This is a genomic window from Stenotrophomonas sp. WED208, from assembly GCF_040984485.1.
Classification (GTDB): domain Bacteria; phylum Pseudomonadota; class Gammaproteobacteria; order Xanthomonadales; family Xanthomonadaceae; genus Stenotrophomonas; species Stenotrophomonas riyadhensis.
The window spans coordinates 161,639-184,912 of record NZ_JAZARB010000001.1 but is presented as its reverse complement, the minus strand read 5'-3'; the positions used below and the strand labels follow the sequence as shown (position 1 = coordinate 184,912).

Annotated in this window: 23 protein-coding genes; 14 read left to right on the top strand and 9 right to left on the bottom strand. The window is 67.5% G+C overall.

The window, feature by feature from the left end; all coding sequences use genetic code 11:
• Positions 1 to 73: 73 nt before the first annotated feature.
• Positions 74 to 763: a glutathione binding-like protein gene (locus VPH47_RS00760; protein ID WP_368849902.1), complete on the bottom strand. Its 690-nt coding sequence runs from the start codon at positions 761 to 763 to the stop codon at positions 74 to 76.
• A 112-nt stretch (positions 764 to 875) separates the two neighbouring features.
• Here VPH47_RS00760 and VPH47_RS00755 point away from each other — a divergent pair, with 112 nt between their 5' ends.
• A complete protein-coding gene (locus VPH47_RS00755; protein ID WP_110714074.1) occupies positions 876 to 1,496 on the top strand; it encodes a TIGR00645 family protein in 621 nt (206 codons plus the stop codon).
• Between the two features lie 201 nt (positions 1,497 to 1,697).
• On the top strand, positions 1,698 to 2,696 hold the full coding sequence (locus tag VPH47_RS00750) for an energy transducer TonB (RefSeq protein ID WP_110714075.1): 999 nt from the start codon (positions 1,698 to 1,700) through the stop codon (positions 2,694 to 2,696).
• A gap of 84 nt (positions 2,697 to 2,780) precedes the next feature.
• On the opposite strand, the gene VPH47_RS00745 is transcribed toward VPH47_RS00750, so the two are convergent.
• A complete protein-coding gene (locus tag VPH47_RS00745) occupies positions 2,781 to 3,035 on the bottom strand; it encodes a hypothetical protein (protein WP_110714076.1) in 255 nt (84 codons plus the stop codon).
• A 77-nt stretch (positions 3,036 to 3,112) separates the two neighbouring features.
• On the opposite strand from VPH47_RS00745, the gene VPH47_RS00740 reads away from it, so the two are divergent.
• Positions 3,113 to 3,898, top strand: a complete 786-nt coding sequence (locus VPH47_RS00740; protein WP_110714077.1) for a helix-turn-helix domain-containing protein — start codon at positions 3,113 to 3,115, stop codon at positions 3,896 to 3,898.
• Between the two features lie 67 nt (positions 3,899 to 3,965).
• Entirely contained in the window at positions 3,966 to 4,394 is a 429-nt protein-coding gene (locus VPH47_RS00735; protein WP_032129133.1) for a hypothetical protein, read from the top strand.
• A gap of 72 nt (positions 4,395 to 4,466) precedes the next feature.
• Here VPH47_RS00735 and VPH47_RS00730 read toward each other — a convergent pair whose 3' ends face one another.
• The 4 genes from VPH47_RS00730 to VPH47_RS00715 form a co-directional block, all read right to left on the bottom strand.
• Positions 4,467 to 5,651 carry an ABC transporter permease gene (locus VPH47_RS00730; protein ID WP_197611809.1) on the bottom strand — a complete coding sequence of 395 codons (1,185 nt, stop codon included), beginning with the start codon at positions 5,649 to 5,651 and terminating at the stop codon, positions 4,467 to 4,469.
• A complete protein-coding gene (locus VPH47_RS00725) occupies positions 5,648 to 6,394 on the bottom strand; it encodes an ATP-binding cassette domain-containing protein (protein ID WP_368849901.1) in 747 nt (248 codons plus the stop codon). Before VPH47_RS00725 ends, VPH47_RS00730 begins: the two co-directional genes overlap by 4 nt.
• Positions 6,391 to 7,917 carry an alpha/beta fold hydrolase gene (locus tag VPH47_RS00720; protein WP_368849900.1) on the bottom strand — a complete coding sequence of 509 codons (1,527 nt, stop codon included), beginning with the start codon at positions 7,915 to 7,917 and terminating at the stop codon, positions 6,391 to 6,393. Before VPH47_RS00720 ends, VPH47_RS00725 begins: the two co-directional genes overlap by 4 nt.
• 68 nt (positions 7,918 to 7,985) lie before the next feature.
• The gene (locus tag VPH47_RS00715; RefSeq protein ID WP_368849899.1) at positions 7,986 to 9,188 is read right to left on the bottom strand and encodes a GGDEF domain-containing protein; all 1,203 of its coding nucleotides are present in this window, start codon (positions 9,186 to 9,188) and stop codon (positions 7,986 to 7,988) included.
• A 154-nt stretch (positions 9,189 to 9,342) separates the two neighbouring features.
• Here VPH47_RS00715 and VPH47_RS00710 point away from each other — a divergent pair, with 154 nt between their 5' ends.
• The 3 genes from VPH47_RS00710 to VPH47_RS00700 all read left to right on the top strand — a co-directional run bounded on the left by VPH47_RS00710 (position 9,343) and on the right by VPH47_RS00700 (position 12,588).
• Entirely contained in the window at positions 9,343 to 9,828 is a 486-nt protein-coding gene (locus VPH47_RS00710) for a DUF1203 domain-containing protein (RefSeq protein WP_368849898.1), read from the top strand.
• Positions 9,829 to 10,061: 233 nt separating this feature from the next.
• Positions 10,062 to 11,234, top strand: a complete 1,173-nt coding sequence (locus VPH47_RS00705; RefSeq protein ID WP_110714082.1) for a lytic polysaccharide monooxygenase — start codon at positions 10,062 to 10,064, stop codon at positions 11,232 to 11,234.
• Positions 11,235 to 11,412: 178 nt separating this feature from the next.
• Positions 11,413 to 12,588: a lytic polysaccharide monooxygenase gene (locus VPH47_RS00700; RefSeq protein WP_180847837.1), complete on the top strand. Its 1,176-nt coding sequence runs from the start codon at positions 11,413 to 11,415 to the stop codon at positions 12,586 to 12,588.
• Between the two features lie 90 nt (positions 12,589 to 12,678).
• Here VPH47_RS00700 and VPH47_RS00695 read toward each other — a convergent pair whose 3' ends face one another.
• Positions 12,679 to 13,428 carry a ferredoxin--NADP reductase gene (locus VPH47_RS00695; RefSeq protein ID WP_368849897.1) on the bottom strand — a complete coding sequence of 250 codons (750 nt, stop codon included), beginning with the start codon at positions 13,426 to 13,428 and terminating at the stop codon, positions 12,679 to 12,681.
• Between the two features lie 84 nt (positions 13,429 to 13,512).
• On the opposite strand from VPH47_RS00695, the gene VPH47_RS00690 reads away from it, so the two are divergent.
• The 5 genes from VPH47_RS00690 (at position 13,513) to VPH47_RS00670 (ending at position 18,497) form a co-directional block, all read left to right on the top strand.
• Entirely contained in the window at positions 13,513 to 14,481 is a 969-nt protein-coding gene (locus VPH47_RS00690; protein ID WP_049400895.1) for an ABC transporter ATP-binding protein, read from the top strand.
• Positions 14,478 to 15,269, top strand: a complete 792-nt coding sequence (locus tag VPH47_RS00685; protein ID WP_088027914.1) for an ABC transporter permease — start codon at positions 14,478 to 14,480, stop codon at positions 15,267 to 15,269. The genes VPH47_RS00690 and VPH47_RS00685 overlap by 4 nt, the downstream gene beginning before the upstream one ends.
• Before the next feature lie 340 nt (positions 15,270 to 15,609).
• Positions 15,610 to 16,377, top strand: a complete 768-nt coding sequence (locus tag VPH47_RS00680; RefSeq protein ID WP_368849896.1) for a hypothetical protein — start codon at positions 15,610 to 15,612, stop codon at positions 16,375 to 16,377.
• A gap of 300 nt (positions 16,378 to 16,677) precedes the next feature.
• Positions 16,678 to 17,616 (top strand): 2-dehydropantoate 2-reductase, encoded by a 939-nt coding sequence (gene panE / locus VPH47_RS00675; protein WP_368849895.1) that lies wholly within the window; start codon positions 16,678 to 16,680, stop codon positions 17,614 to 17,616.
• Positions 17,613 to 18,497 (top strand): epimerase, encoded by an 885-nt coding sequence (locus VPH47_RS00670; protein ID WP_368849894.1) that lies wholly within the window; start codon positions 17,613 to 17,615, stop codon positions 18,495 to 18,497. Before panE ends, VPH47_RS00670 begins: the two co-directional genes overlap by 4 nt.
• Positions 18,498 to 18,573: 76 nt before the next feature.
• On the opposite strand, the gene VPH47_RS00665 is transcribed toward VPH47_RS00670, so the two are convergent.
• Positions 18,574 to 19,371, bottom strand: coding sequence for a TatD family hydrolase (locus tag VPH47_RS00665; RefSeq protein ID WP_368849893.1), 798 nt, complete (start codon positions 19,369 to 19,371; stop codon positions 18,574 to 18,576).
• A gap of 67 nt (positions 19,372 to 19,438) precedes the next feature.
• Here VPH47_RS00665 and hrpB point away from each other — a divergent pair, with 67 nt between their 5' ends.
• Both hrpB and VPH47_RS00655 read left to right on the top strand, forming a co-directional pair.
• A complete protein-coding gene (gene hrpB / locus VPH47_RS00660) occupies positions 19,439 to 21,943 on the top strand; it encodes an ATP-dependent helicase HrpB (RefSeq protein ID WP_368849892.1) in 2,505 nt (834 codons plus the stop codon).
• Between the two features lie 213 nt (positions 21,944 to 22,156).
• Positions 22,157 to 22,531 carry a hypothetical protein gene (locus VPH47_RS00655; protein ID WP_110714091.1) on the top strand — a complete coding sequence of 125 codons (375 nt, stop codon included), beginning with the start codon at positions 22,157 to 22,159 and terminating at the stop codon, positions 22,529 to 22,531.
• A 93-nt stretch (positions 22,532 to 22,624) separates the two neighbouring features.
• On the opposite strand, the gene VPH47_RS00650 is transcribed toward VPH47_RS00655, so the two are convergent.
• On the bottom strand, positions 22,625 to 23,164 hold the full coding sequence (locus tag VPH47_RS00650) for a pseudouridine synthase (RefSeq protein ID WP_049447048.1): 540 nt from the start codon (positions 23,162 to 23,164) through the stop codon (positions 22,625 to 22,627).
• Between the last annotated feature and the right edge of the window lie 110 nt (positions 23,165 to 23,274).

Below are 23,274 nucleotides of genomic sequence, written 5' to 3'. Positions count from 1 at the left end.
ATGACCTTCTGCCCATGCCGCGGTGCTGGGGTCAGAGCCCTTTGCGCCGCAAAGGGATCCGACCCCACGAGGGTCAACGCTGGCCGAACAGGTGCTTGCGCTCTTCGTCGCTGAGCGGCTTGCCGGCGTTGGGGTTCACCTGCTGGCGCAGGGCATAGGCGCGCTGGGTGGCCGGGCGTGCGGCGATCGCTTCATGCCAGCGCTTGAGGTTCGGGAAGGTGGCGAAATCCACCGGCAGCTTGTCGTAGGCGCCGATCCACGGGTAGCTGGCCATGTCGGCGATGGTGTACTCGTCCCCGGCCAGGAAGGCGTGCTGGGCCAGGCGCTTGTCCATCACCCCGTGCAGGCGGCGCACTTCGTTGTCATAGCGCTCGATCGCATACGGGATCTTCTCCGGCGCATACACATTGAAGTGGCCCATCTGGCCGCTCATCGGACCCAGGCCGGCCATCTGCCAGAACAGCCACTCCAGGGTGGTGACGCGGCCGCGCGGGTCGCGGGGCAGGAACTGGCCGGTCTTCTCGGCCAGGTACAGCAGGATCGCACCGGACTCGAACACGCTCTGCGGAGCACCGCCATCGGCCGGGGCCTGGTCGACGATGGCCGGCATCTTGTTGTTGGGCGAGATCGCAAGGAATTCCTGCTTGAACTGGTCGCCCGAACCGATGTTGACCGGGTGGATGCGGTACTCCAGGCCGGCTTCTTCCAGCAGCAGGGTCACTTTGTGACCGTTCGGGGTGGGCCAGTAATACAGGTCGATCATGGCGGCGGCTCGGGGTGCGGAAAGGAACCTGAAGTCTAGTGCGAGAGTTGGGTTGGCACCGTCATGGCGGGCCAGTAACCTCGCCACTCCCCCGCAACGCAGCATCCCCCGCATGAGTGCAAACCGACCGCCGCTCTCCCCCCTGTCCACCCTGATCTTCGCCTCGCGCTGGCTGCAGCTGCCGCTGTACCTGGGTTTGATCGTTGCCCAGTGCGTCTACGTGTTCCTGTTCGGCAAGGAACTGTGGCACCTGATCTCGCATTCGGCCACTATGGGCGAACAGCAGATCATGCTGATCGTGCTCGGCCTGATCGACGTGGTGATGATCTCCAACCTGCTGGTGATGGTGATCGTCGGCGGCTACGAAACCTTCGTCTCGCGCCTGCGCCTGGAAGGCCACCCGGACCAGCCGGAATGGCTGAGCCACGTCAACGCCAGCGTTCTGAAAGTGAAGCTGGCGATGGCGATCATCGGCATCTCCTCGATCCACCTGCTGAAGACCTTCATCGCCAGCGGTGCACTGAACGGCATCCCGCTGTGCCCGCCGGAACGAATGGCATCGGCCGCAGCCAACATCGGCGAGCAGACCTGCTCGACCTTCACTCCGGATGGCGTGCTGTGGCAGACCATCATCCACTGCGTGTTCATCCTGTCGGCCATCGGCATCGCCTGGACCGACAAGCTGATGTCCAACAGCCACAGCAAGTCGCACGACAAGGCGCACGAACACTGATCTCGTCGCCGGCGGCGGCATGACCGCCGCTGCCGTCCCTGGCCACCGCCCCTTGTACGTGGCGGTGGCCGGGATGCTAGATTGCTCCCTCGCCGTTGCCGGCGGTGGCGTCGGGAAACGTCACCCTGCCGCGCCCGGACCGCTGGTCCCGGCCATGCATATCAATGATTTACGTCACGTCGTCTTCTAGAGGGGAGCAGGATGTCGCACGTCTCAACGATCACCGCCGCGCGCCGGTGGCTGCCGGTTGCCCTGGCACTGGCACTGGCCGCCTGCTCGGGCAAGGAAGAAACCCCGGCACCCGCACCTGCCAGTGCACCCGCCGCCGCACCGGCCGCACCGGTGGTCGCCGCCAAGGTGCAGTCGATGGGCACCGAGCAGCTGCGTGAATCGGCCAGCCAGGCGCTGCGCGAGAACCGCATGTACGCGCCGGCCGGCGACAACGCCATCGAGTACTACCTCGCCCTGCGCGACAAGACCCCGGACGACGCCTCGGTGAAGAGCGCGCTGACCGACCTGCTGCCCTACACCCTGATCGCCGCCGAACAGCACCTGGGCCGCGAGGACTACACCGAAGCGCAGCGCCTGGTGGCGCTGATCGAGAAGGTGGATGCGTCCGCGCCGGCCCTGCCGCGCCTGAAGGAAGGCCTGGCCAAGGGCGTGCAGAACGCCGCCAAGCGCACCGAAGCAGAGGCAGAGAAGGCGAAGAAGGACGCCGAGGACCGCAGCAAGCAGCAGACCGAGCAGCAGCGCCTGGCCGAACAGCGTGCCAAGGAGGCCGATGCGGCCAAGCAGATTGCCGCGCAACAGGACGCCGCGCGCCGCGACAACGAGCGTCAGGAAGCCGAGCGCCAGGCCGCTGCCCGCCGCGAGGCCGAGCAGAAGCAGCAGCAGGCCGCCGCGCAGCAGGCCAGCGCCGCGCGCCAGGCTGCCGCCACCGCCGCGCCGACCCTGCGACCGGTCAGCACGCCGGCGCCGCGTTATCCGGCCGAAGCGCTGCGTGCCGGCACCTCCGGCGAAGTGCTGGTGGAAATCACCGTCGGCACTGACGGCTCGGTAGTCAACGCTCGCGTGCTGCGCGCGACACCGTCACGCATCTTCGATCGTGAAGCGATGAACGCGGTCAAGCGCTGGCGCTTCGAGCCGGTCAGCGCACCGGTCACCACCCGCCGCACGCTGGTATTCGCACCGGGCGGCTGACCGCAAAAAAGGGGACGGAGGGGATTAAGTCGTTTCTGCCACCTCCATGACGCCAAGGCCCGGTCCGTCCGGGCCTTGTCCGTTTCAGGCCGCGCCATCAATCAGGCGCTGCAGGGCCGGATCGCGCGCGGCCAACACCTGGAACAGGCCCAGCGCATGCAGGCCGGGCAGCAACGCACGCAGGTCGGCTTCGGCAGTGGCGCGGGTGGCATCATCGCTGGCGGGATCCTGCCAGGCACGGACGCTGGCCAGGAAGGCACCGACGCTGCCCTTGCGCACGGTGAGGCCATTTACCTGCACGTCGTTCTGATGGTCGGGAAGAATGTCCTGTGGCTGCATGGGGATGCGCTCCGTTGAAGTGGGCTCCAGTGTCGGAGCCCGGACGCGACGTTTCTGCCGTATAACTGCCAATCGATATGGCAGATCAGACATCCATCGTATTGATCGACCCGGCACTGGCCAATGCCAGCGACGGACCGGCGCTGCTGGCAGCCCAGCTACGCCTGCGCCGTCCGCGACGGACAGCCCGTCATCAGCACGCCCGTGGCCAGCTGCTGGGTGCACACCAGGGCCTGCTGCGGATCGAAGTGGGCGATCTGCACTGGCTGCTGCCGGCGGGGCATGTCGCCTGGATTCCACCCTTGCTGCCCCATGCACTGGCCAGCACCAGTGCGTTCGATGGCTGGAGCCTGTACTTCAGTGCGCCCGCCTGTGCCGATCTGCCAGCGACCCCTCGCATCTTCCAGGCCGATGCGTTGCTGCAGGCGAGCGTCATGCGCGCACTGCAATGGCCACACGCGGCACTGGATGCCGCACAGACGCGGCTGGCAGGAGTGATCGCCGATGAGATTGCCGCCAGCACGCCTCTGCCGCTTGCCCTGCCGCAACCGCGTGACCGGCGACTGCAGAAGATTGCCGCCGCACTGGCGCGCGCACCGCACGACAACCGCAGCATCGAGGACTGGGCCACCCGCACCGGTCTGTCCAGCCGCAGTCTCGCCCGCCACTGGCTGGCCGAGACCCAGATGACGCTGAGCCAGTGGCGGCAACGCCTGCGGGTGCTGCTGGCACTGCCACGCCTGCTGTCCGGCGAGCCGGTGATCAGCGTCGCGCTGTCGATGGGCTACGACACACCCAGTGCCTTCATCGCCGTGTTCAAGCGCGAGATGAGGGTGACGCCTGCGCGGTATGCCGGCGGATGACGCATTCAACGCTCCCGCTGTCTACCCTCGCGACCTAAGCTACTTTCCAAACTCAGGAGGAGAACCGATGAAGTACGACGACGCCAGCTGGCATTCCGGGGGTGACTTCCCTTCGGATCTTCCGGCTGAGGCCGGTGCCACTCACATCGGCATGTACCTGGCATGGCTGCTGTTACAGGGCATGGCAAGCGAAGAGCTCGCCGAGGACGCAGAAGAAGACCTGCAGGCGCTGCGGGAACGTAGTACGACGCCAGGCCTGCTCCTGCTTCAATGCAGCGACGGCAAATTCGTCGATGACCTGATCAGTGATGAAGCCAACGCGTTCACTGCTGCGTACTACGACCTCGAAAATGGCCAGTATCTCGAAGACTATGAGGAACAGCTGGGGGCCGAGGTCCCGTCGCTGTACCACGTCGCCGATACCTGGGAAAACTTTGATCGATTGGCACCGGTGATCGCCCAACGCTTCGCCGCTTGGCAGGCAACGCAATCCTGAAAACAACGAGGCCCGGAATGACCGGGCCTCGTTTCAAATCCGCCGGGCATGGCCCGGCGCTACCAGTGGCGGTCAGCCGGAGATCGCCAGACGCTCGTTGTGGTAACGGCGCACGGCGGCGAACCACAGCAGTGCGGCCAGGCCGAGGCTGGCACCGAGATAGATGGCCCAGACCGACGGCGTGATGGTCTCGTGGCGGATCACCTTCAACAGCATCTGGTTCTGCGACAGGAACGGCACGGCGTACTGCCACAGCTCGCTCTTCAGCGGATAGGCCACCAGCGCGTAGCCGGGCATCATCGGCAGCAGCATCAGCCAGGTCATGTGGCTCTGCGCTTCCTTCATGCTCTTGGCCGCCGCCGACAGGAAGGTCAGCAGCGAGGTGCCGATCATCAGCATCGGCAGCATCACCAGCAGCATCTGCAGCATCGAGGCGACGTTCATGTTGAACTGGCGGCCGATGTTGCCGGGCGCGATCTGTGCGCTCACCTTGAACGCCACCAGGGTCAGCAGCAGCGATACGAACCCGACCACGCAGGCAGCCGCGATCTTGCCGCTGACGATCGCGCTGCGCGAGCCGGGCGTGGCCAGCAGCGGTTCCAGTGACTGCCGCTCGCGCTCGCCGGCGGTGGCATCCATCACCAGATAGGCGCCGCCGATGAACGAGGTCAGCGTGAGCAGCACCGGCAGCAGCATCGACAGGATCATGCCGCGCTTGGCTTCGGCACTGGCCAGGTCCTGGCGTGCCACGTCCAGCGGCCGCGCCACCTGCGCGTCGATGCCACGCGCCATCAATCGCAGCGCGCCCACTTGGCCGTTGTAGGTCGCCAGCGCCGCCTCCAGACGCGCACTGGGCACTTCAGCGGCACGGCGGGTACTGTCCTTGATCACCTCCACCAGCGCCGGCTTGCCATCGGCCCAGTCCTTGCCGAAGTCCTCGCTGATGCGCAGCGCCACGTCGATCTCCTGGCTGCGGATGGCCTCGGCCAGGTCCTTCGGTGCCGGCGCGGTATTCAGCCCCTGCGCGGCGAGGAAGCGCACCAGGTTGGGGGCGTTCTCCGCACCGATGGTCGGAATCTGCAGCGGCTGTTCGATCTGGGTGCGTACCCGGCTCTCGGCCAGCTTGCCCATGCCCAGCAGCAGCACCGGGTACAGCAGCGGACCGAACAGCAGGGTCAGCAGCAGCGTGCGGCGATCACGGGAAAGATCGCGCAGCTCCTTGCGCATCACCGTCATCAGGGTCGACATCATGCTCATGCGTGCAGGCCCTCTTCGCTGCCGATCAGTTTCACGAACGCGTCTTCCAGGTTGGATTCGCCGGCCTGCGCACGCAGTTCATCGGCGCTGCCGGCGGCCATCACCGTACCCTTGGCGATGATCACGATGTGATCGCACAGCGCGGCCACCTCCTGCATGATGTGGCTGGACAGGATCACGCAGCGGCCCTCTTCGCGCAGGCCCAGCAGGAAGCGGCGCAGTGCGCGTGTGGTCATCACGTCCAGGCCGTTGGTCGGTTCGTCGAGAATCACGTTGCGCGGGTCGTGCACCAGCGCGCGGGCGATGGCGGTCTTGGTGCGCTGGCCCTGCGAGAAACCATCGGTCTGGCGGTCGAGGATATCGCCCATGTCGAGTGCATGTGACAGCACCTCGATGCGTTCGCGGATGCGCTCGGCTGTCAGGCCATGCAGCTCGCCGAAGTAGGCGATGTTCTCGCGCGCGGTCAGGCGCTTGTAGACGCCACGCGCATCGGGCAACACGCCAAGGTGGCGGCGTACTTCCACAGGGTTGCGTGCGGCATCGACACCATCGACGCTGATGCTGCCCTGGTCCGGGGTCATCAGCGTGTACAGCATGCGCATGGTGGTGGTCTTGCCGGCACCATTGGGGCCCAGCAGGCCGGTGATGCGGCCGTCCTCGGCGCGGAAGCCGACGTTGGAGACCGCCTGGATGCGGCCGGTGCGGGTGTCGAAAGCCTTGTGCAGGTTGTCGGTGACGATCATGGTTCCCATCCGTTGAACGAGGTGAACGCCGGCACGTAGCTCAGCGTGTCCAGGCAGCCGGCATCCAGCGCCTTGGCATCGGTCTTGTCGATGAACTGGCCGAGCAGGCGCGGCATGCAGCCGGCACTCAGCGTGCCGTGGCCCTGGCCGCGGGCGACCAGCGCGCGGCCATTCGGCAGGCCCTTGAGGACCTGTTCGGCATAGCGTGGTGGCGTCACCGGGTCGAGTTCACCGGACAGCAGCAGCGCCGGTACGTCGCTGCGCAGCGGCACGGCATTGGCCGCTGGCGCCGGCTGGTGCGGCCATACCGGGCAGGCCGCGAAGAAGGCACTGGCCACGTCGTTGCCGAACAGTCGCTCCGGGTCCTCGGCCGGCGCCTTGTAACGCGGCGCATCCTCGCTGCAGATCACCGACCACTGCATGCCTCGGTTGATCTGGAAATCCATGCTGCGGTTCGCGCCGCGTGCCAGCGATGCCAGCGGTGCATAGCGACCCTGTGCGGCCTCATCGAGGACCAGCGGCAGCAGCGAGGAATACTGCGGCACGTAGGAAAACGCGAACGCCAGGCCGACCACGCTGTCCGGGGTCAGTACGTCTTTCCGGATGTCGTAGGTGCCGGGGTCGCGGTACTCGACCGAGACCGGCGCACGGCGCAGGGTCTCCACCACGCTGCGCAGCTGCGCGCGGGTGTCGGTCGGGAAGCGTTTGCTGCAGGCGGCATCCTTGCGGCACTGCGCCGACTGCAGGGCGATCGCATCCTCGAACGTCGTGGCGAAGTCGCCGCCCACCACCAGTTCATTGGGCACTACGCCATCGATGACGATGCTGCGGGTGTGCTGCGGATAGGCACCGGCATAGCGCTGGGCCACGCGGGTACCGTAGGAGCCGCCGACCAGGTTGATCCGGTCCACGCCCAAGGCCTGGCGTACCGCATCCAGGTCGGCGATGGCTTCGGTGGTCGTGTAGAAGCGGGCATCGGCACGCCCCTGCAGCGAGGCCGCGCAGCGCCGCGCGTAGTCGCGCAGCGACGCCTCGGTGGGAGCGGCGTCCTCGTCCATCTGCAGGTCCTTGCCGTCCGCGCCGAGGCAGCTGAGCGGGTTGGAGTCGCCGGTACCCCGCTGGTCGACAAGGAAGATGTCGCGCTGCTTGCGTACCTGGCGCAGCGCGGTATCGACGATGACCGCCACTTCGCTGGCCGCCTGGCCGGGGCCACCGGCCAGGAAGAACACCGGATCGGGCTGGCTGGAGCCGCTGCTGCCCGATTCCAGCCAGGCGATGCGCAGGCCAATGCGTCGGCCATCGGGCTGGGCCCGGTCTTCCGGCACCTGCAGGGTGGCGCACTGCGCTTCCACGTTGGCGCTGGCGCCTTCGGTGGACAGCGTGCAGGGCTGGAAGTCGATCGTGCCGAAACGGCGGCTGGGTGCATCACTGGCGCTTTCGGCGCCGGGTGACGGTGACTGGCTGCAACCGGCAAGCATCAGGCTGGCCAACGCTGCGGCCAACGCGAGGTGGTGTCTTTGCATCGTGCTCGTTTCCCCTGGAGGACGTTCCTGGCAACCACGACGGGCTGCCGCGGAAGATGTGACTCAACTTACACGGGCACGGCGTCGTCGGCGATGGGCAGACGCGAAATCTCCGCCGGCGTGGCGCAGGCCAGGCGGTCGCGGCCTGCGGCCTTGGCCCGGTACAGCGCCGCATCCGCCGCTGCCAGCAGCGTGGACAGGTCGCCATGGCCGTCGTCCATGGCCAGGCCGATGCTGGCGGTGACCGTCACCGGCCCGGTGCCCAGCCGCGCCGGCTTCTGCTGCAGAGCGGTACGGATCGCGGCGGCCCACGCCATCGCTTCACCCTGTGTGCTGCCGGCCAGCACCAGCACGAACTCCTCGCCACCGTAGCGGCCCAGCAGCGCGTCGTGGCCCTGCAAACCATGCTGCAGCAGCGCAGCGAAGTGACGCAGTACCTGGTCACCGGCCAGGTGGCCCCAGCGGTCGTTGATCTGCTTGAAGTGGTCGACATCGACCAGCAGCAGGGCCAGCGGACGGCCCTGCCGGCGCGACCGCTGCAACTGCACCTGGCCATCGGCCAGCACCGCGCTGCGGTTGAGCAGGCCGGTCAGGCCATCGGTGCGCGCGGCATGCCGCAGATCGACCAGCATGCGCTCGACCAGCAGCAGCACCATCGCGAAACATCGCGCCAGTTCCAGCATTACCCCGGCGATGTAGGTGGCGAACATCGGCGATCCGGTGCGCATGATGTCCTCGTCTGCATCCGGTGCCACCGGCAGCAACAGACGCACGGCATACAGCGCGGCTTCGGCCAGGAACACCGCCGCCGCCAATCGGCAGCTGGTGCGCTGCTGCACCGGCGCATGGCGCAGCAGCAACCAGGCGATCCAGCCATCGACGATCAGCGCGAACACACTGAACACCTGCAGGCGCAGGTGCAGGTTCGGCCAGAGCACCAGGAACGCGAAGATGCAGGCCATGAACGCCGCCGCGATCAGCAGCGGCCGCCACAGCGGCAGCGGCTGCTCCAGGTGCAGTGCCACCCCGCGCAGCATCATCAGGCCACAACCGGCCATCGCCGCGTTGCCGGCCAGCACGGCCGGGGCCAGCGGCAGATAGGGCCGCAGTGCCAGCAGGGTCACGCCCAGGGTCAGCAGCCACAGGCTGATGGTCCACTGGCGCAGCACCGGTTGCCCGCGCAGCACGACCAGCAGCAGCGAGAACCCCACGGCGATGCCGATGCAGAGCAGGAAGCCAAGCACGGTGATGGTGGGGAAATCCAGGGACATGCGGCGCTCGTCGGCCGGGGCGGCGCGCGCATCTTAGCGCCTTGTGGTGCAGTCGCCACGGCGTTGTCCGGCCCGGCGTGATGCGAGGTCGGAAAACGGCGAGCATCGCCGCCGATGCCCACGCAGACTCCGCGGGAAACCAAAGGAGACGCTCATGCATGCGTGGTACCTCGGTGGCCTGGACCACCGTCCCTTCCAGCACCTGTTCGAGAAAAGCGAGCGCGAACTCGCCGCGCTGGGCATCCAGCGTCGCTGGGCCGGCGAAAATGGCGGCCATCCCTGCCGGATCAGTCTGAGCGACCCACCCAGCGGCAGCGAGCTGCTCCTGCTGTCCCATGTGCACCTGCCCCTGCATTCCCCGTATCACGCCTCCGGTCCGATTTTCGTGCAGCGCGGCGTGACCCGATGCGTGCTGCCGCCGGGTGAGGTACCCGCCTATGTACAGCGCCGTGCGATCTCGTTGCGCGCCTATGACCAGGCTGCATTGATGCTGGCCGCAGAGATCAGCGCGGGCACTGATGTTGCTGCCCGGCTGGACACGCTGTTTGCCGACCCTGCCGTGGCCTTCGTGCAGCTGCACAACGCGGCCCACGGCTGCTTCTCGTGCCAGGCAGATCGAGTGGGTATGGCGCCGACGTAGCAGGATCTCCACGACGTGATCGATGCCACGCCGATCCCGTGACCGCCAACGCATCCGTTCAGCCCCACGTGAAGCCTGCGGGAAGGGCTTCACACCCCCAGTCACGGATCGGCGCTTCGGTGGTTCCTCAGCCTGCATCGCGACTCGATACTCGCCGTGGTGCCGCCGAAAGTCCGCCGTGCAGCGCAGCTCCTGCGGTCACCGTTCTCTTTCGACGACCACAAGGAAGCGCCATGTCATTCCGATCCACACCGCTGTTGCTGGCCACCTCGTTCGCCGCTGCGGGCCTGTGCCTGGCCGGCAACGCATTCGCCCACGGCACCATGACCACACCGGTCAGCCGCGTCTATGCCTGTTTCCAGGGCAATCCGGAGAACCCGACCAACCCGGCCTGCGCCGCCGCGAAAGCGGTGGGCGGTTCGCAGGCGTTCTACGACTGGAATGGCATCAACCAGGCCAATGCCAACGGCAACCACCAGGCCGTGGTGCCCGACGGCAAGCTGTGCAGCGGCAACAACCCGACCTTCCGCGGGCTGGATGTAAACCGCAGCGACTGGCAGACCACACCGATCCAGCCAGACGCCAACGGCAAGTTCACCTTCGTGTTCAAGGCGACCGCACCGCACGCCACGCGCGACTGGCGCTTCTTCGTCACCCGCGACGGCTGGCAACCGGGCAGCCCGCTGCGCTGGGCCGACCTGCAGGAGTTCTGCACGCTGGGCAACACGCCGCTGTCGGCCGATGGCACCTACAAGCTGCAATGCACGCTGCCACAGCGCAGCGGCCAGCATGTGATCTACAACACCTGGCAGCGCTCGGATTCGACCGAGGCGTTCTACACCTGCATGGACGTGCGCTTTGAAGGAGGCGGTGGCAGCACCCCGCCCGCAGCGCAGTGGCAGGATGCCGGCCCGGTCACCGCGCGCGGCGAGCTACCGGTCGGCACCACCCTGGCGTTGCGCGTGTTCAACGCCAACGGCAATGATGTCGAACGCGTGGAAGCGACCCTCGCCAGTGGCCAGACCGCGGCCGCACAGTGGCCGTTGGCGCTGGCCCGCAAGGTCAATGCCAGCGCCCAGCACGCACGCGTGGGCGTGCTCAACAACGGCGTGATCACACCGACGGCCTCGGCCACCGCCAACCGCGTGTACCTGAAGGATGGCAACCGCTTCCAGCTCGATACCCAGGTGCCCGACCCCGGCACGCCATCACCGGGCGGTGATTTCGACCACGTGTATCCCGCCGGTATCGGCAGCTACGTGCCGGGCCAGACCGTGGTGAAGGGCGGCGACGGCAAGCTGTATGCCTGCCGCCCGTTCCCGGAAGGTGCATGGTGCAACGTCAACGCCGAAGCCTATCGGCCGGGTGCCGGCGCGGCTTGGCGTGATGCGTGGATCGCGTACTGAGGCAGTGATGCGGGAGGCGGTGCACAGTGCGCCGCCTTCTGCCTGGAGTGCGGCACAGTGAGCACCGTGTTGCAGATCGATCACCGCCTTCATCGATTTCAAACTTGTCCGATGTTGCCGACGGCCCTGCATGTGAAGACTGCGCGAGGTTTCCCACACTTCGCAAAGGAGTTCCTGCATGCACCTGTCCCACCGGGCAGTCCTCGCTCTGTCCGTCGTTGCCGGCCTGGCCCTGTCCGGCAGCGCCCTCGCCCACGGCACCATGTCCAAGCCGCTCAGCCGCGTGAAGCAGTGCCACGAAGGCAATCCGGAAAACCCGACCAACCCGGCCTGTGCCGCGGCCAAGGCCATCGGCGGCGCGCAGCCGTTCTATGACTGGAGTGCAATCGCCCACGGCAACGCCAATGGCAACCACCGCGACCTGGTGCGTGATGGCGAACTGTGCAGCGCCAGCATCCCCAAGTACCGCGGCCTCGATCTGAATCGCAGCGACTGGCCGACCACGCCGGTGCGCGCCGATTCGCGTGGCCGCTACACCTTCGAGTTCAAGGCACCGGCACCGCACGCCACCCGCGAGTGGAAGTTCTATGTCACCCGTGACGGCTGGCAACCGGGCAGCCCGCTGCGCTGGGCCGACCTGCAGGAATTCTGCACCCTGGGCAACGTGCCGCTGTCCGAAGGCGGTGTCTACAAGCTGGACTGCCCGCTGCCCAAGCGCAGTGGCCAGCACATCATCTACAACACCTGGCAGCGCTCGGATTCGCAGGAGGCGTTCTACACCTGCATGGACGTGCGCTTCGAAGGTGGCGGTGGCGTGGTTCCGCCGCCGCAGTGGCAGGATGCCGGCGCGGTGACCGCCAACGGCGCACTGGACGTGGACAGCACCGTGACCCTGCGCGTGTTCAATGCCAACGGCAACGACCTGGAGCGTGTGGAAACCCAGCTGGCCGCTGGCCAGACCAGCCCGACACAGTGGCCGCTGGCCCTGGCCCGCAAGGTCAACGCCAGCGCACAGCATGCGCGCGTGGGTGTGATGAAGAACGGCGTGATCACGCCGGTCGCCTCGGCCACCGACAACCGCGTGTACCTGAAGCCGGGCAACCGCTTCCAGCTGGAAACCCAGGTACCGGGTCCGGGCCCGATCGATCCGGTCGATCCGCCGGGCGGCGACTTCGACTTCGTCTACCCGGCCGGCCTCGGCAGCTACACGCCGGGCGAGACCGTGGTGAAGGGCACCGACGGCAAGCTGTATGCCTGCCGCCCGTTCCCGGAAGGCGCCTGGTGCAACATCAATGCCGATGCCTATCGTCCGGGCACCGGTTTCGCCTGGCGCGACGCCTGGATCGCGTACTGAGACAGGACACCGGGGGCGGCGTGATGCCGCCTCCGGTGGGCATTTCAAGGCGTCATGGGGTTGCCGGCCAGCGGCCGGCATTACCCTGGCTTACTTGCTGCTGACGTACTTCTCGCGGCGGATCTGCGGGTTGCCCAGCCCCGCGCCCTTCAGCAGTTCGGCACAGGCGTCGACCATGTCCGGGTTGCCGCACAGGTAGGCGATGTCGGTGGCCGGGTCCGGGGTGAAGCCGGCCAGCGCCTGCTGCACGTAGCCGTGCTGCACGTCTGGATGCGGATCGGCCGGCAGTTCGCGCGACAGGCATGGAACATAACGGAAGTTCGGGTGCTTTTCGGCGAAGCTGTAGAAATCTTCGCTGTACAGCAGCTCACCCTTGCTGCGCGCGCCCTGCAGCAGCACGATCTGCACGCCGCGCTCGGCCATGGCCTTTTCCAGCAGCGGCAGCATCGAGCGGTACGGGGTAACGCCGGTGCCGGTGGCGATCAGCAGGTAGCGGGCATTGTGGTCACCGGGATTCAGGCAGAACCGGCCATAGGGGCCGGACGCACTGATCTGGCCGCCCTGCTCCAGCGCCTCGAACAGGGCCGTGGCGGCGCCACCGGGGACGAAACTGACCGCGATATCCACCGCCTCGCCCGGGCCCAGCGCGTGGTCGTGGATGGTCGCCAGCGAGTAGCTGCGCTTGGTTTCGGTGCCGTCGGCGTAGCTGAAATGGACCTGGATGAACTGACCGGGCTGGAAATCCAGCGGCTGCCCATCGTCACGCACGAACTGGTAGTGGCCGACGGTCGGGGCCAGCATGCGGCAGCCGACCAGCTTGAGGGGGAATTGAACAGGCACGACTTTTCGGGACAGTGTGTAGCCGGGGCAAGCCCTCGGGGTCTTCTATAATAGCCCCTCCCCGCCCCTCTCCAGCGCCAGCCCATGGGCGCGAAGGCTTCGAGCTTGGCATCCCAGAACGATACGGCGCCCGCCCTGCGCGTGCGCGACCTACGCAAGACCTATGACAACGGCACCCAGGCCCTCAAGGGGGTTTCCCTGGAAGTGGCCCCGGGCGACTTCTTCGCCCTGCTCGGCCCCAACGGTGCCGGCAAGTCCACCCTGATCGGCATCATCAGCTCCCTGGTCAACCTCAGCGAGGGCCAGGTGGAAGTGTTCGGCAGCGACCTGGTGCGCAACCGCAGCGCCACCATGCGCCTGATCGGGCTGGTGCCGCAGGAGATCAACTTCAACCTGTTCGAAAAGCCCTTCGACATCCTGGTGAACTACGCCGGTTTCTATGGCGTGCCGCGCGAGGAAGCCGAGCAGCGTGCCGAAGAGGAACTGAAGCGGGCGCACCTGTGGGAAAAGGCACAGGTGATGAGCCGTACGCTGTCCGGCGGCATGAAGCGCCGGCTGATGATCGCCCGCGCGATGATGACCCGCCCGCGCCTGCTGATCCTGGACGAGCCGACCGCCGGCGTGGACATCGAGATCCGCCGCGACATGTGGCGCGTGCTGAAGGAGATCAACGCCGCCGGCACCACGATCATCCTCACCACGCACTACCTGGAAGAAGCCGAGTACCTGTGCCGCCACCTGGCGATCATCAACCATGGCCAGATCGTCGAGCAGGGGCCGATGCGCACCCTGCTGGCCAAGCTGGACGTGGAAGGCTTCCTGCTGGACATCGACGGTGACCTGCCGGCGCAGCTGCCGGTGATCGAGGGCGCGACGCTGACCGCACCGGACCCGCACACGCTGGACATCGACATGCCGCGCGCAATGGACCTCAACCGCGTGTTTGCCACGCTCAACGAGTCCGGTATCCGCGTGCGATCGATGCGTACCAAGAGCAACCGCCTGGAGGAGCTGTTCGTGCGCCTCACCGGCAACCTGGAGAAGCCTGCATGAGCACCACCGAGCTGACCGACGGCCAGCGCAACCGCATCGCACTGATGACCATCGTGCGCCGCGAAGTCGCCCGCATCATGCGCATCTGGGGCCAGACCCTGGTGCCGCCGGCGATCACCATGACCCTGTACTTCCTGATCTTCGGCAACCTGATCGGGTCGCGCGTGGGGGACATGGGCGGCTACACCTACATGCAGTTCATCGTGCCGGGCCTGGTGATGATGAGCGTGATCCAGAACAGCTACGGCAACATCAGTTCCTCATTCTTCGGAGCCAAGTTCGGCCGTCACGTGGAAGAGCTGCTGGTCAGCCCGATGCCGAACTGGGTGATCCTGTGGGGCTACGTGGCCGGTGCGGTGCTGCGCGGCCTGATGGTGGGCGTGATCGTGCTGATCATCGCGATGTTCTTCACCCCGGTGCGCATTCCGCACCCGCTGGTGATGCTGACCACGGTGATCCTGGGTGCGACGATCTTCTCGCTGGCCGGTTTCATCAACGCGGTGTATGCGAAGAAGTTCGATGACGTGGCGATCGTGCCGACCTTCATCCTGACCCCGCTGACCTACCTGGGTGGCGTGTTCTATTCGGTGAAGCTGCTGCCGGGCTGGGCGGAAGCGGCCACGCACGCGAACCCGATCTTCTACATGGTCAATGCATTCCGCTATGGCCTGCTGGGCAGCAGTGACGTGCCGCTGCCGGTGGCCTACGGGTTGATGCTCGGCTTCGTGGTGGCGCTGACGGCGCTGGCGCTGTGGCTGCTGCGTCGCGGCGTGGGCATGCGCAGCTGAGGGGTGCCTGCAGGGCCTGCGGCCCTGCACCTGCAGTGGTAGTGCCGGCCGCTGGCCGGCAACAGCAACAGCCAAGGCGGAAGCATCACGAGTTGGGCGGGGCGGTGTGAGGGTGCAGGACACGCCGTAAACCCGTCCGTGGGGGCTCGATGGCGCCATCCATGGCGCCAACGGTCCTGCACCCCCACACCGCCCCACCCCTGACAGTTTCCGGTCGCTGTTGGTAGGTGTCGACCTTGGTCGACACGATGGATACATGCCATGCGTGGATGAAGCGTTCCCTGTAGAGCCAAGCCGATGCTTGGCTATTTTCGTTTCGGAATACGGCTAGGCTGTGGCGATGAAGATCACTTCCATTCCGTTGGACAAGGCCGTGTCGGATGGTCCGATCGATGCGTTCAGCCACGTCCTGCTGAGCGATTCGCCTACGCTGGATGAGGTGCTGGGTTGCCTGGCCTCGCTGCAGACGGCTGATCCCCGCCTTCGTTATCTCTGCACGCTCGACGATGTCGGCCAGTGCCGCTACACCAGCATGCACGCGTCCGACGACGAGCGCATCGCGCTGTACGAGGACGAAGACCCGGCGACGCCGGAAGATGCGTTGGCGGCACGCGAGCGGTTGCTGGCGCACGTCGTCGCGCAGCTCGAGCATTCCACGCATCGGCTGCAGTGGACAGCGCTGGCGGGTACGTTGATGTGCAGCGACGAGGACATCGAGGCGCTGGTCGCTGCCAATGCGAAGCCGGATCTCATCATCGATGACGTGGTCTGCGTGCAGCAGGTACCCGTAGCCAGTGACGACCTGCTGATTGCCGCCCTGCCCAACGGTTACTTCAGCGCGGACTGGGACCTCTTCCAGAACCACGCCCTGATCCGGCATCTGCAGGAGCGCTACGACTACCGCCTGTTCGGACTCGGCGCATCGTGGCTCGGTTTCCAGCGCGACCGCGCACCGTCGTCTGCAGAGGCGGGCGCGTTGGTCGCGGACCTGCAGCGCGTCTACGCGGCCGGAACGCACGACACGTGGTCACAACTGGCTGAAACGCTGGCCAACCGCACCACACTGCTATTGGGCTACACCGAAGACTTCAGCGAACAACTACCCTGAGCACCGCTCTACACGAGCGAGCGCAGCGAGCGACCCGCTTCCGCTCTTGATCTGTCTTCCGTGGTAGCCGCACCCGGAACATGTCCGTGGCCGGGCGGGTAGGTTGCGCAGGGGCGTGAGCCGCATGGATGCGGCGACCGAGCTTACATGGATGTACTTGCAGCGTCCCCTGCGCGGCCTACCCGCCCGGCCAACCCCAGTGAACAGTGCATTCCGCGAACCACCACGAGGGGCTCCGCCGTTGGCCGCAATCTCCGGCACAATCGCAGGTCTGATTCCCCAGAAAACGGTGAACGTGCAATGCGCATCCTGATCCTCGGCGCCGGCGGTACCGGCGGTTACTTCGGTGGTCGCCTGGCCCAGGCCGGCGTAGACGTGACCTTCCTCGTGCGCCCCGCACGCGCCGCCCAGCTGGACCGCGATGGTCTGGTCATCCGCAGCCCGCTCGGCGATGCCAGCTTCCCGGTGCAGCACGTCACCGCCGATGCGCTACCCGCATTGGCCGCGCAGAAGCCGTTCGACCTGGTCATCCTCAGCTGCAAGGCCTACGACCTCGACAGCTCGATCGACGCCATCGCTCCGGCCGTGGGCGCGAACACCACCGTGCTGCCGGTCCTCAACGGCCTGCATCACTACAACGCGCTGGACCTGCGCTTCGGCCGCGACGCTGTGCTCGGTGGTCTGTGCTTCATCAGTGCCACCAAGGCCCCCGACGGCGCCGTGCTGCACCTGGGCAAGCCGGCCAAGCTCACCTTCGGCGAGCGCGACGGCGGTGCCATCTCAGAACGCATGCGTGCCTTCGCCGCCGCCTGCGCGCAGGCCAACCTCGATCACCTGGCCAGCGAGCACATCGGCCAGGAACAGTGGATCAAGTACACCTTCCTGACCGCGCTGGCCGCCTCGACCTGCCTGCTGCGCGCGGATATCGGCACCATCGTCGCCACCGATGATGGCGAGGCGCTCGTGCGTGGCCTGTACGACGAGTGCCTGGCCGTGGCCGAGGCTGCCGGTGAACCGATTCCTGATGCCGCGCAGGACACCGCACGCGGCACCCTGACCCAGGCCGGCTCGGCACTGAAGGCTTCGATGCTGCGCGATCTGGAAGCCGGCCAGCAGGTGGAGGCAGAACAGATCGTCGGCGACATGCTGGCGCGCGCGCGCAAGGCCGACCAGGAAGGCCTACTGCTGCAGGTCGCCTACAGCAGCCTGCAGGCCTACCAGGCACTGCGCGGCGCGTGAGCCAGACGTTGCAGGCCAGCGAGCTGCCCTCGCGGGTGCTGATCCTCGGCATGGGCTGGAGCGGGTGCGTGCTGGCTACGCATCTGCGGGCGTTGGGCGTGCACGTGGCCGGCACGGTGCGCGACCCGGCGTCGTCACCGCACGATGGCCTGCCGTGCCATCAGCTGCGAGCTGACACGCCACCGTCTCCCGCCCTGCTCGATGAGATCGCGCAGGCCGAGGCCGTGCTGTGCAGCGTGCCGCCCGATGCCGAGGGTGACCCGGCACTGCGTCTGCTGCTACCGGCGCTGCAGGAGAGTCCGGCACTTCGCTGGGTGGGCTATCTGTCATCCACGTCGGTGTATGACGACCGCGCTGGCGGCTGGGTCGACGAGCGCAGCGCAGCCGATGCCACAGAAGCAGCCGGCGCGCAGCGCCTGCGGGCCGAAGCGCAGTGGCGTGCGCTTGCGGAAGAACGTGGCGTCGCCTCGGCGGTATTCCGTCTGCCCGGCCTGTACGGGCCGGGACGCAATTCGCTGCTGCAGTTGTCACAGGGCCGCGCACGCCACGTAGTGCGTCCTGGGCTGGTATTCAACCGACTGCACGTGGATGACCTGGCAACGGTCGTTATCGCGTCGATGCAGCGGCCGTGTGTGGATGGGCTGTATCTGCCGGCCGACGACGAGCCGGCACCGCCGCAGCAGGTACTGGCCTTCGCCGCGCAGCTGGGCGGGTTTGCGATGCCACCTGCCGTGGCATGGGACGACCCGGTGCTGAGCCCAACGCTGCGGCGCTTCTACGAGAGCAACAAGCGCATCGACAGTCGTGGCACGCGTGAAGCGCTTGGGTGGCAGCCGCGCTTCCCAAGCTACCGTGAGGGCCTGCGCGACCTGCTCCGGTAGTGCCGGCCGCTGGCCGGCAATCGCGCGATGTTAGCGGCGTTCATGCTGCTGCCGGCCAGCGGCCGGCACTACCTGATCAACCCGCGTCGGGCAGGCGGAAGAACGTACGCGTCGCGGCAGTCGCATTGGCCGCAGTCACTGCCACGTCCTCACCACGGTCACGCGCCAGTTCTTCCACGATGTGCGAGAGGAACATCGGTTCGTTGCGGCGGTCCTTCGGCATCGGCTTCAGCGTGCGCGGCAGCAGGTACGGCGCGTCGGTCTCGATCATCAGGCGGTTGGCCGGAATGTTCTTCACCAGCTCGCGCAGGTGCGCGCCACGGCGTTCGTCGCATAGCCAGCCGGTGATGCCGATGTACCAGTCCTGGTCCAGGTAATCAAACAGCTCGTCACGCTCGCCGGTGAAGCAATGCACCACCGCCGGGCCGATACGGCCTTCGAAGTTATTCATCTGTGCCATGAAATCGGCATGCGCGTCGCGCTGGTGCAGGAACAGTGGCTTGCCGTTGTCTGCGGCCAGCTGCAGCTGGCGCTCGAACGCGCGGTGCTGGGCCGGGCGCGGCGAGAAGTCACGGAAGTAGTCCAGTCCGCACTCGCCCACTGCCACCACTTCCGGGTGGGCATGCAGCACGCGCATCTCGGCGTCGCATTCCTCGGTGTATTCCACCGCGTGGTGCGGGTGCACGCCGGCGGTCGCATACAGGAAGCCCGGGTGCTGCTGCGCCAGCTGCACGGCCAGCGGCGAGTGCTCGCGGCTGGCGCCGGTAATGACCATCTGCACCACGCCGGCCTGCCGTGCGCGGTCCAGCACGGCGTCGCGGTCACGGTCGAAGGAGTCGTGGGTCAGGTTGGCGCCGATATCGATCAGGTGCATGGTCATCGCGGGGGAAAAGTGCCCGCGCATTGTACCTGCGCCCGCCGTGGCCCCTTATCCTTTGCACATGAACGCCCCGCTCTTCCCTATCTCCCCGCTGCTGCCACAGATCCAGCAGCACCTGGCCGCGCAGCCGCGACTGGTGCTGGAGGCACCGCCCGGCGCCGGCAAGACCACCCAGGTGCCGCTGACGCTGCTCGATGCACCGTGGCTGCAGGGGCGGAAGATCATCCTGCTGGAACCGCGCCGGGTCGCCGCGCGCAGCGCCGCGCTGTTCATGGCGCGGCAGCTGGGCGAAGAGGTCGGTGGCACGGTCGGCTACCGCATCCGCTTCGAGAACAAGGTATCCGCGCGCACCCGCATCGAGGTGGTCACCGAGGGCATCCTGACCCGGATGCTGCAGGACGACCCGATGCTGGAAACCGTCGGCGCGATCCTGTTCGACGAATTCCACGAACGCCACCTCAGTGGCGATCTGGGCCTGGCGCTGGCGTTGGACGTGCAGGCACAGCTGCGCGATGACCTGCGCCTGGTGGTGATGTCGGCGACGCTGGATGGTGAGCGCCTGGCCCGCTTCCTCGATGCACCGCGCCTGAGCAGCGAAGGCCGCAGCTACCCGGTGGCGATCAGCCATTTCCCGGCGCGCCGCGATGAGGCGCTGGAACTGCAGGTGCGCCGCGCGGTGCAGCAGGCATTGGCCGAGCACCCGGGTGACCTGCTGGTGTTCCTGCCCGGCCAACGCGAGATCGCGCGGGTGCAGGCCGGGCTGCAGGAATCGCTGGATGCCGGCGTCGAAGTGCTGGCCCTGCACGGTGAACTTCCGGTGGAGCAGCAGGCGCGGGTCCTGCAGGCGGCCAGTGATGGTCGTCGGCGTGTGGTGCTGGCCACCAACGTGGCCGAGTCCTCGGTGACGCTGCCGGGCGTGCGCGTGGTGATCGACAGCGGCCAGGCACGCGAGCCGCGCTACGACCCCAACAGCGGCTTCACCCGGCTGGACGTGGTGGCCATCGCGCAGGCATCGGCCGACCAGCGCGCGGGCCGCGCCGGCCGTGTCGCCGAGGGCGTGGCGTGGCGGCTGTGGCCGCAGTCGCAGCGGCTGGAGCCGCAGCGCCGCGCCGAAATCGATCAGGTCGAGCTGGCCGGACTGGCGCTGGAACTGGCCGCCTGGGGCAGCAGCGACCTGCGCTTCCTCGATCCGCCACCGGCCGGCCCGATGGGTGCAGCGCGCGAACTGCTGCAGCGGCTCGGCGCGCTGTCCAGCAGCGGTGCGATCACCGCACTTGGCCGCCGTGTGCTGGCGCTGGGCACGCATCCGCGGATGGCGGCGATGCTGCTGGCCGCGCCCGATGCCCGCGCACAGGCGCTGGCCGCCGATCTGGCCGCCCTGCTGGAGGCGCGCGATCCGTTGCGCCAGGGCGGTGATGCGCTGGCCGCGCGTTGGCGTGCGCTGGCGGCATTCCGCAATGGCCGCGCACCGGGCGACGCCAACCGCAGCGGCCTGGCCGCGATCGATGCCGCCGCCAAGCAGTGGCGTCGCCGCCTGCGCTGCGAGGCCGCACCACCGGCCAGCATCGAAGCGCACGAGCTGGGTGACCTGCTCGCACATGCCTTCCCCGACCGCATCGGTGTCCAGCATCCCAGCGATCCGCTGCGCTACCTGCTGGCCAACGGTCGCAGCGCACGCCTGCACGAGCTGAGCGACCTGCGTGGCGAGCCGTGGCTGTTAGCCAGTGAACTGCGCTTCGAGGCACGCGACGCGCTGCTGCTGCGTGCCGCACCGGTGGACGAGGGCCAGCTGCGCAAGGCGTGGCCGGAGCGCTTCGTGACCGAGGACGTAGTGCGCTGGGACAGCGAGCGTCGCGCCCTGGTGGCACTGCGCGAGACCCGTTTCGACCGCATCGTGCTGGACAGCCGCTCGGCCGGCCGGGTCGATCCGCAGCACGCCGCACAGGCGCTGACCGACGCGGTGGCCGAACTCGGCCTGCAGGCGCTGCCGTGGACCGAAGGCCTGCGCCAATGGCAGGCACGCGTGGAGTCGCTGCGGCGCTGGATGCCCGAACTCGGCCTGCCCGACTGCAGCGACGACGCCCTGCTGGCCACGCGTGCGCAATGGCTGCAGCCCGCGTTCGCCGGCAAGAGCCGCCTGGATGCGCTGGACGAGTCCAGCTTCGGCGAAGCGCTGAAGTCGCCTCTGGAGTGGTCACAGCGTCAGCTGGTCGGGCGTCATGCACCGACCCGCATCTCCGTGCCCTCCGGGCTGGAGCGGCCGATCACCTACGCGCTGGACAGCGAGAGCGGCGAACCGCTGCCGCCGGTGCTGGCGGTGAAGCTGCAGGAACTGTTCGGCCTGGCTGACACCCCGCGCATCGCCGACGGCCGCGTGCCGCTGACCCTGCACCTGCTCTCGCCCGGTGGCCGCCCGCTGCAGGTCACCCAGGACCTGCGCAACTTCTGGGAAAACACCTACGCGGAAGTGAAAAAGGAAATGAAGGGCCGCTACCCGCGGCATCCATGGCCGGATGACCCGTGGACGGCGACGGCCACCCATCGGGCCAAGCCGCGTGGCACCTGAGGGCGGGGGTCGGATCCCTTTGCAACGCAAAGGGCCCTGACCCCGGGCGTGGCGGTTGGGGTCAGAGCCCTTTCCCAAGGGAAAGGGATCCGACCCCACCCTGCCTGATCCTGAATGGCTGCGGTAAAGTCACACCACGTGCCACCCCGGCTGACATACCGTTTACGGGCAACACGCGACACTGGACTTCGACCCGAGGCAAAGGACCCCCGCATGAGCAAGCTGACCGTAATCACCGACCGCGCTCTGGAGCGCGCCCTGGAGCTGGCCCACACCGCCGGCGATGGCCTGAAGAGCGCCGGTGGCAGCCTGCGCAATGCGGACTGGATCAAGACCGGCGCCGCCATCGGCGCAGTGAAGACCGGCGGCAAGGCCGCGACCAAGTTCGTGCGCCGCAATCCGGCAGTGGCCGTCGCCGCTGCCGCGGTGGGTGTCGGCCTGCTCGGCTATGCGCTGTACCGCAAGCAGCAGAAGAAGAAGGCCACCAATGGCCACGTGGTGAATGGGCAGGCACAGCGCATCAACGCACGTGACCGCCGCAACGACACCGTGGTGGACGAGCACAGCGATATCGGCAGCGACGCCTGAGCCCGCCGGGGTCGGATCCCTTCCGCAGGAATGGCTCTGACCCCGTCCGCCACATGAGGGCCGGACACCGGAAGGTATCCGGCCCTTTCTGTTTCAGCCGATCTGCCGCCACTGCCCCGGCTGCAGGTCGTCCAGCCGGTACGGCCCCATCGACACCCGCACCAGCCGCAGCGTCGGCAGGTTCACTGCCGCGGTCATCCGCCGCACCTGGCGGTTGCGGCCTTCCCGGATCGTGATCGCCAACCAGCTGTCGGGCACGGTCTTGCGGAAGCGCACCGGCGGATCGCGTGTCCACAGCGACGGCGCCGGATCGAGGCGCTCGATCTTCGCCGGCAGGGTCGGCCCGTCATTGAGCACCACGCCGTCGCGCAGCTGCTGCAGCTGTTCGTCGCTGGGCATGCCTTCCACCTGCACCCAGTAGGTCTTGTCGGCCTTGTGCTTCGGGTCGGTCAGCTTGTGCGCCAGCGTGCCGTTATCCGTCAGCAGCAGCAGGCCCTCGCTGTCATGGTCCAGGCGACCGGCGGCATACACGCGCGGCGGCAGGCCGAACCCGGCCAGGGTCGGCCGCGGCGGCACGCTGCGGTCGGTGAACTGGCAGAGCACGTTGAAGGGCTTGTTGAAGGCGATCAGCATTGCGGGCACGGCAGGCGGCGGGTGGGATAGTGTCCCACGCCGCGCGACGCGCCACTCGGCTGTAGAGCCGAGCATGGGCTCGGCTCTACAGAGTCAACATGCACCAGCCC

What these genes read in the sequence shown, in the direction of transcription:
- VPH47_RS00665 (WP_368849893.1), bottom strand. Translation starts at nt 19,371, where the DNA reads ATGCACCTGATCGATATCGGCGCCAACCTGACCCACGACTCCTTCGAC.
- VPH47_RS00750 (WP_110714075.1), top strand. Translation starts at nt 1,698, where the DNA reads ATGTCGCACGTCTCAACGATCACCGCCGCGCGCCGGTGGCTGCCGGTT.
- VPH47_RS00730 (WP_197611809.1), bottom strand. Translation starts at nt 5,651, where the DNA reads ATGAGCATGATGTCGACCCTGATGACGGTGATGCGCAAGGAGCTGCGC.
- VPH47_RS00735 (WP_032129133.1), top strand. Translation starts at nt 3,966, where the DNA reads ATGAAGTACGACGACGCCAGCTGGCATTCCGGGGGTGACTTCCCTTCG.
- VPH47_RS00655 (WP_110714091.1), top strand. Translation starts at nt 22,157, where the DNA reads ATGAGCAAGCTGACCGTAATCACCGACCGCGCTCTGGAGCGCGCCCTG.
- VPH47_RS00705 (WP_110714082.1), top strand. Translation starts at nt 10,062, where the DNA reads ATGTCATTCCGATCCACACCGCTGTTGCTGGCCACCTCGTTCGCCGCT.
- VPH47_RS00760 (WP_368849902.1), bottom strand. Translation starts at nt 763, where the DNA reads ATGATCGACCTGTATTACTGGCCCACCCCGAACGGTCACAAAGTGACC.
- VPH47_RS00690 (WP_049400895.1), top strand. Translation starts at nt 13,513, where the DNA reads ATGGGCGCGAAGGCTTCGAGCTTGGCATCCCAGAACGATACGGCGCCC.
- VPH47_RS00700 (WP_180847837.1), top strand. Translation starts at nt 11,413, where the DNA reads ATGCACCTGTCCCACCGGGCAGTCCTCGCTCTGTCCGTCGTTGCCGGC.
- VPH47_RS00755 (WP_110714074.1), top strand. Translation starts at nt 876, where the DNA reads ATGAGTGCAAACCGACCGCCGCTCTCCCCCCTGTCCACCCTGATCTTC.
- hrpB (WP_368849892.1), top strand. Translation starts at nt 19,439, where the DNA reads ATGAACGCCCCGCTCTTCCCTATCTCCCCGCTGCTGCCACAGATCCAG.
- panE (WP_368849895.1), top strand. Translation starts at nt 16,678, where the DNA reads ATGCGCATCCTGATCCTCGGCGCCGGCGGTACCGGCGGTTACTTCGGT.
- VPH47_RS00710 (WP_368849898.1), top strand. Translation starts at nt 9,343, where the DNA reads ATGCATGCGTGGTACCTCGGTGGCCTGGACCACCGTCCCTTCCAGCAC.
- VPH47_RS00685 (WP_088027914.1), top strand. Translation starts at nt 14,478, where the DNA reads ATGAGCACCACCGAGCTGACCGACGGCCAGCGCAACCGCATCGCACTG.
- VPH47_RS00740 (WP_110714077.1), top strand. Translation starts at nt 3,113, where the DNA reads ATGGCAGATCAGACATCCATCGTATTGATCGACCCGGCACTGGCCAAT.
- VPH47_RS00745 (WP_110714076.1), bottom strand. Translation starts at nt 3,035, where the DNA reads ATGCAGCCACAGGACATTCTTCCCGACCATCAGAACGACGTGCAGGTA.
- VPH47_RS00725 (WP_368849901.1), bottom strand. Translation starts at nt 6,394, where the DNA reads ATGATCGTCACCGACAACCTGCACAAGGCTTTCGACACCCGCACCGGC.
- VPH47_RS00715 (WP_368849899.1), bottom strand. Translation starts at nt 9,188, where the DNA reads ATGTCCCTGGATTTCCCCACCATCACCGTGCTTGGCTTCCTGCTCTGC.
- VPH47_RS00650 (WP_049447048.1), bottom strand. Translation starts at nt 23,164, where the DNA reads ATGCTGATCGCCTTCAACAAGCCCTTCAACGTGCTCTGCCAGTTCACC.
- VPH47_RS00720 (WP_368849900.1), bottom strand. Translation starts at nt 7,917, where the DNA reads ATGCAAAGACACCACCTCGCGTTGGCCGCAGCGTTGGCCAGCCTGATG.
- VPH47_RS00680 (WP_368849896.1), top strand. Translation starts at nt 15,610, where the DNA reads ATGAAGATCACTTCCATTCCGTTGGACAAGGCCGTGTCGGATGGTCCG.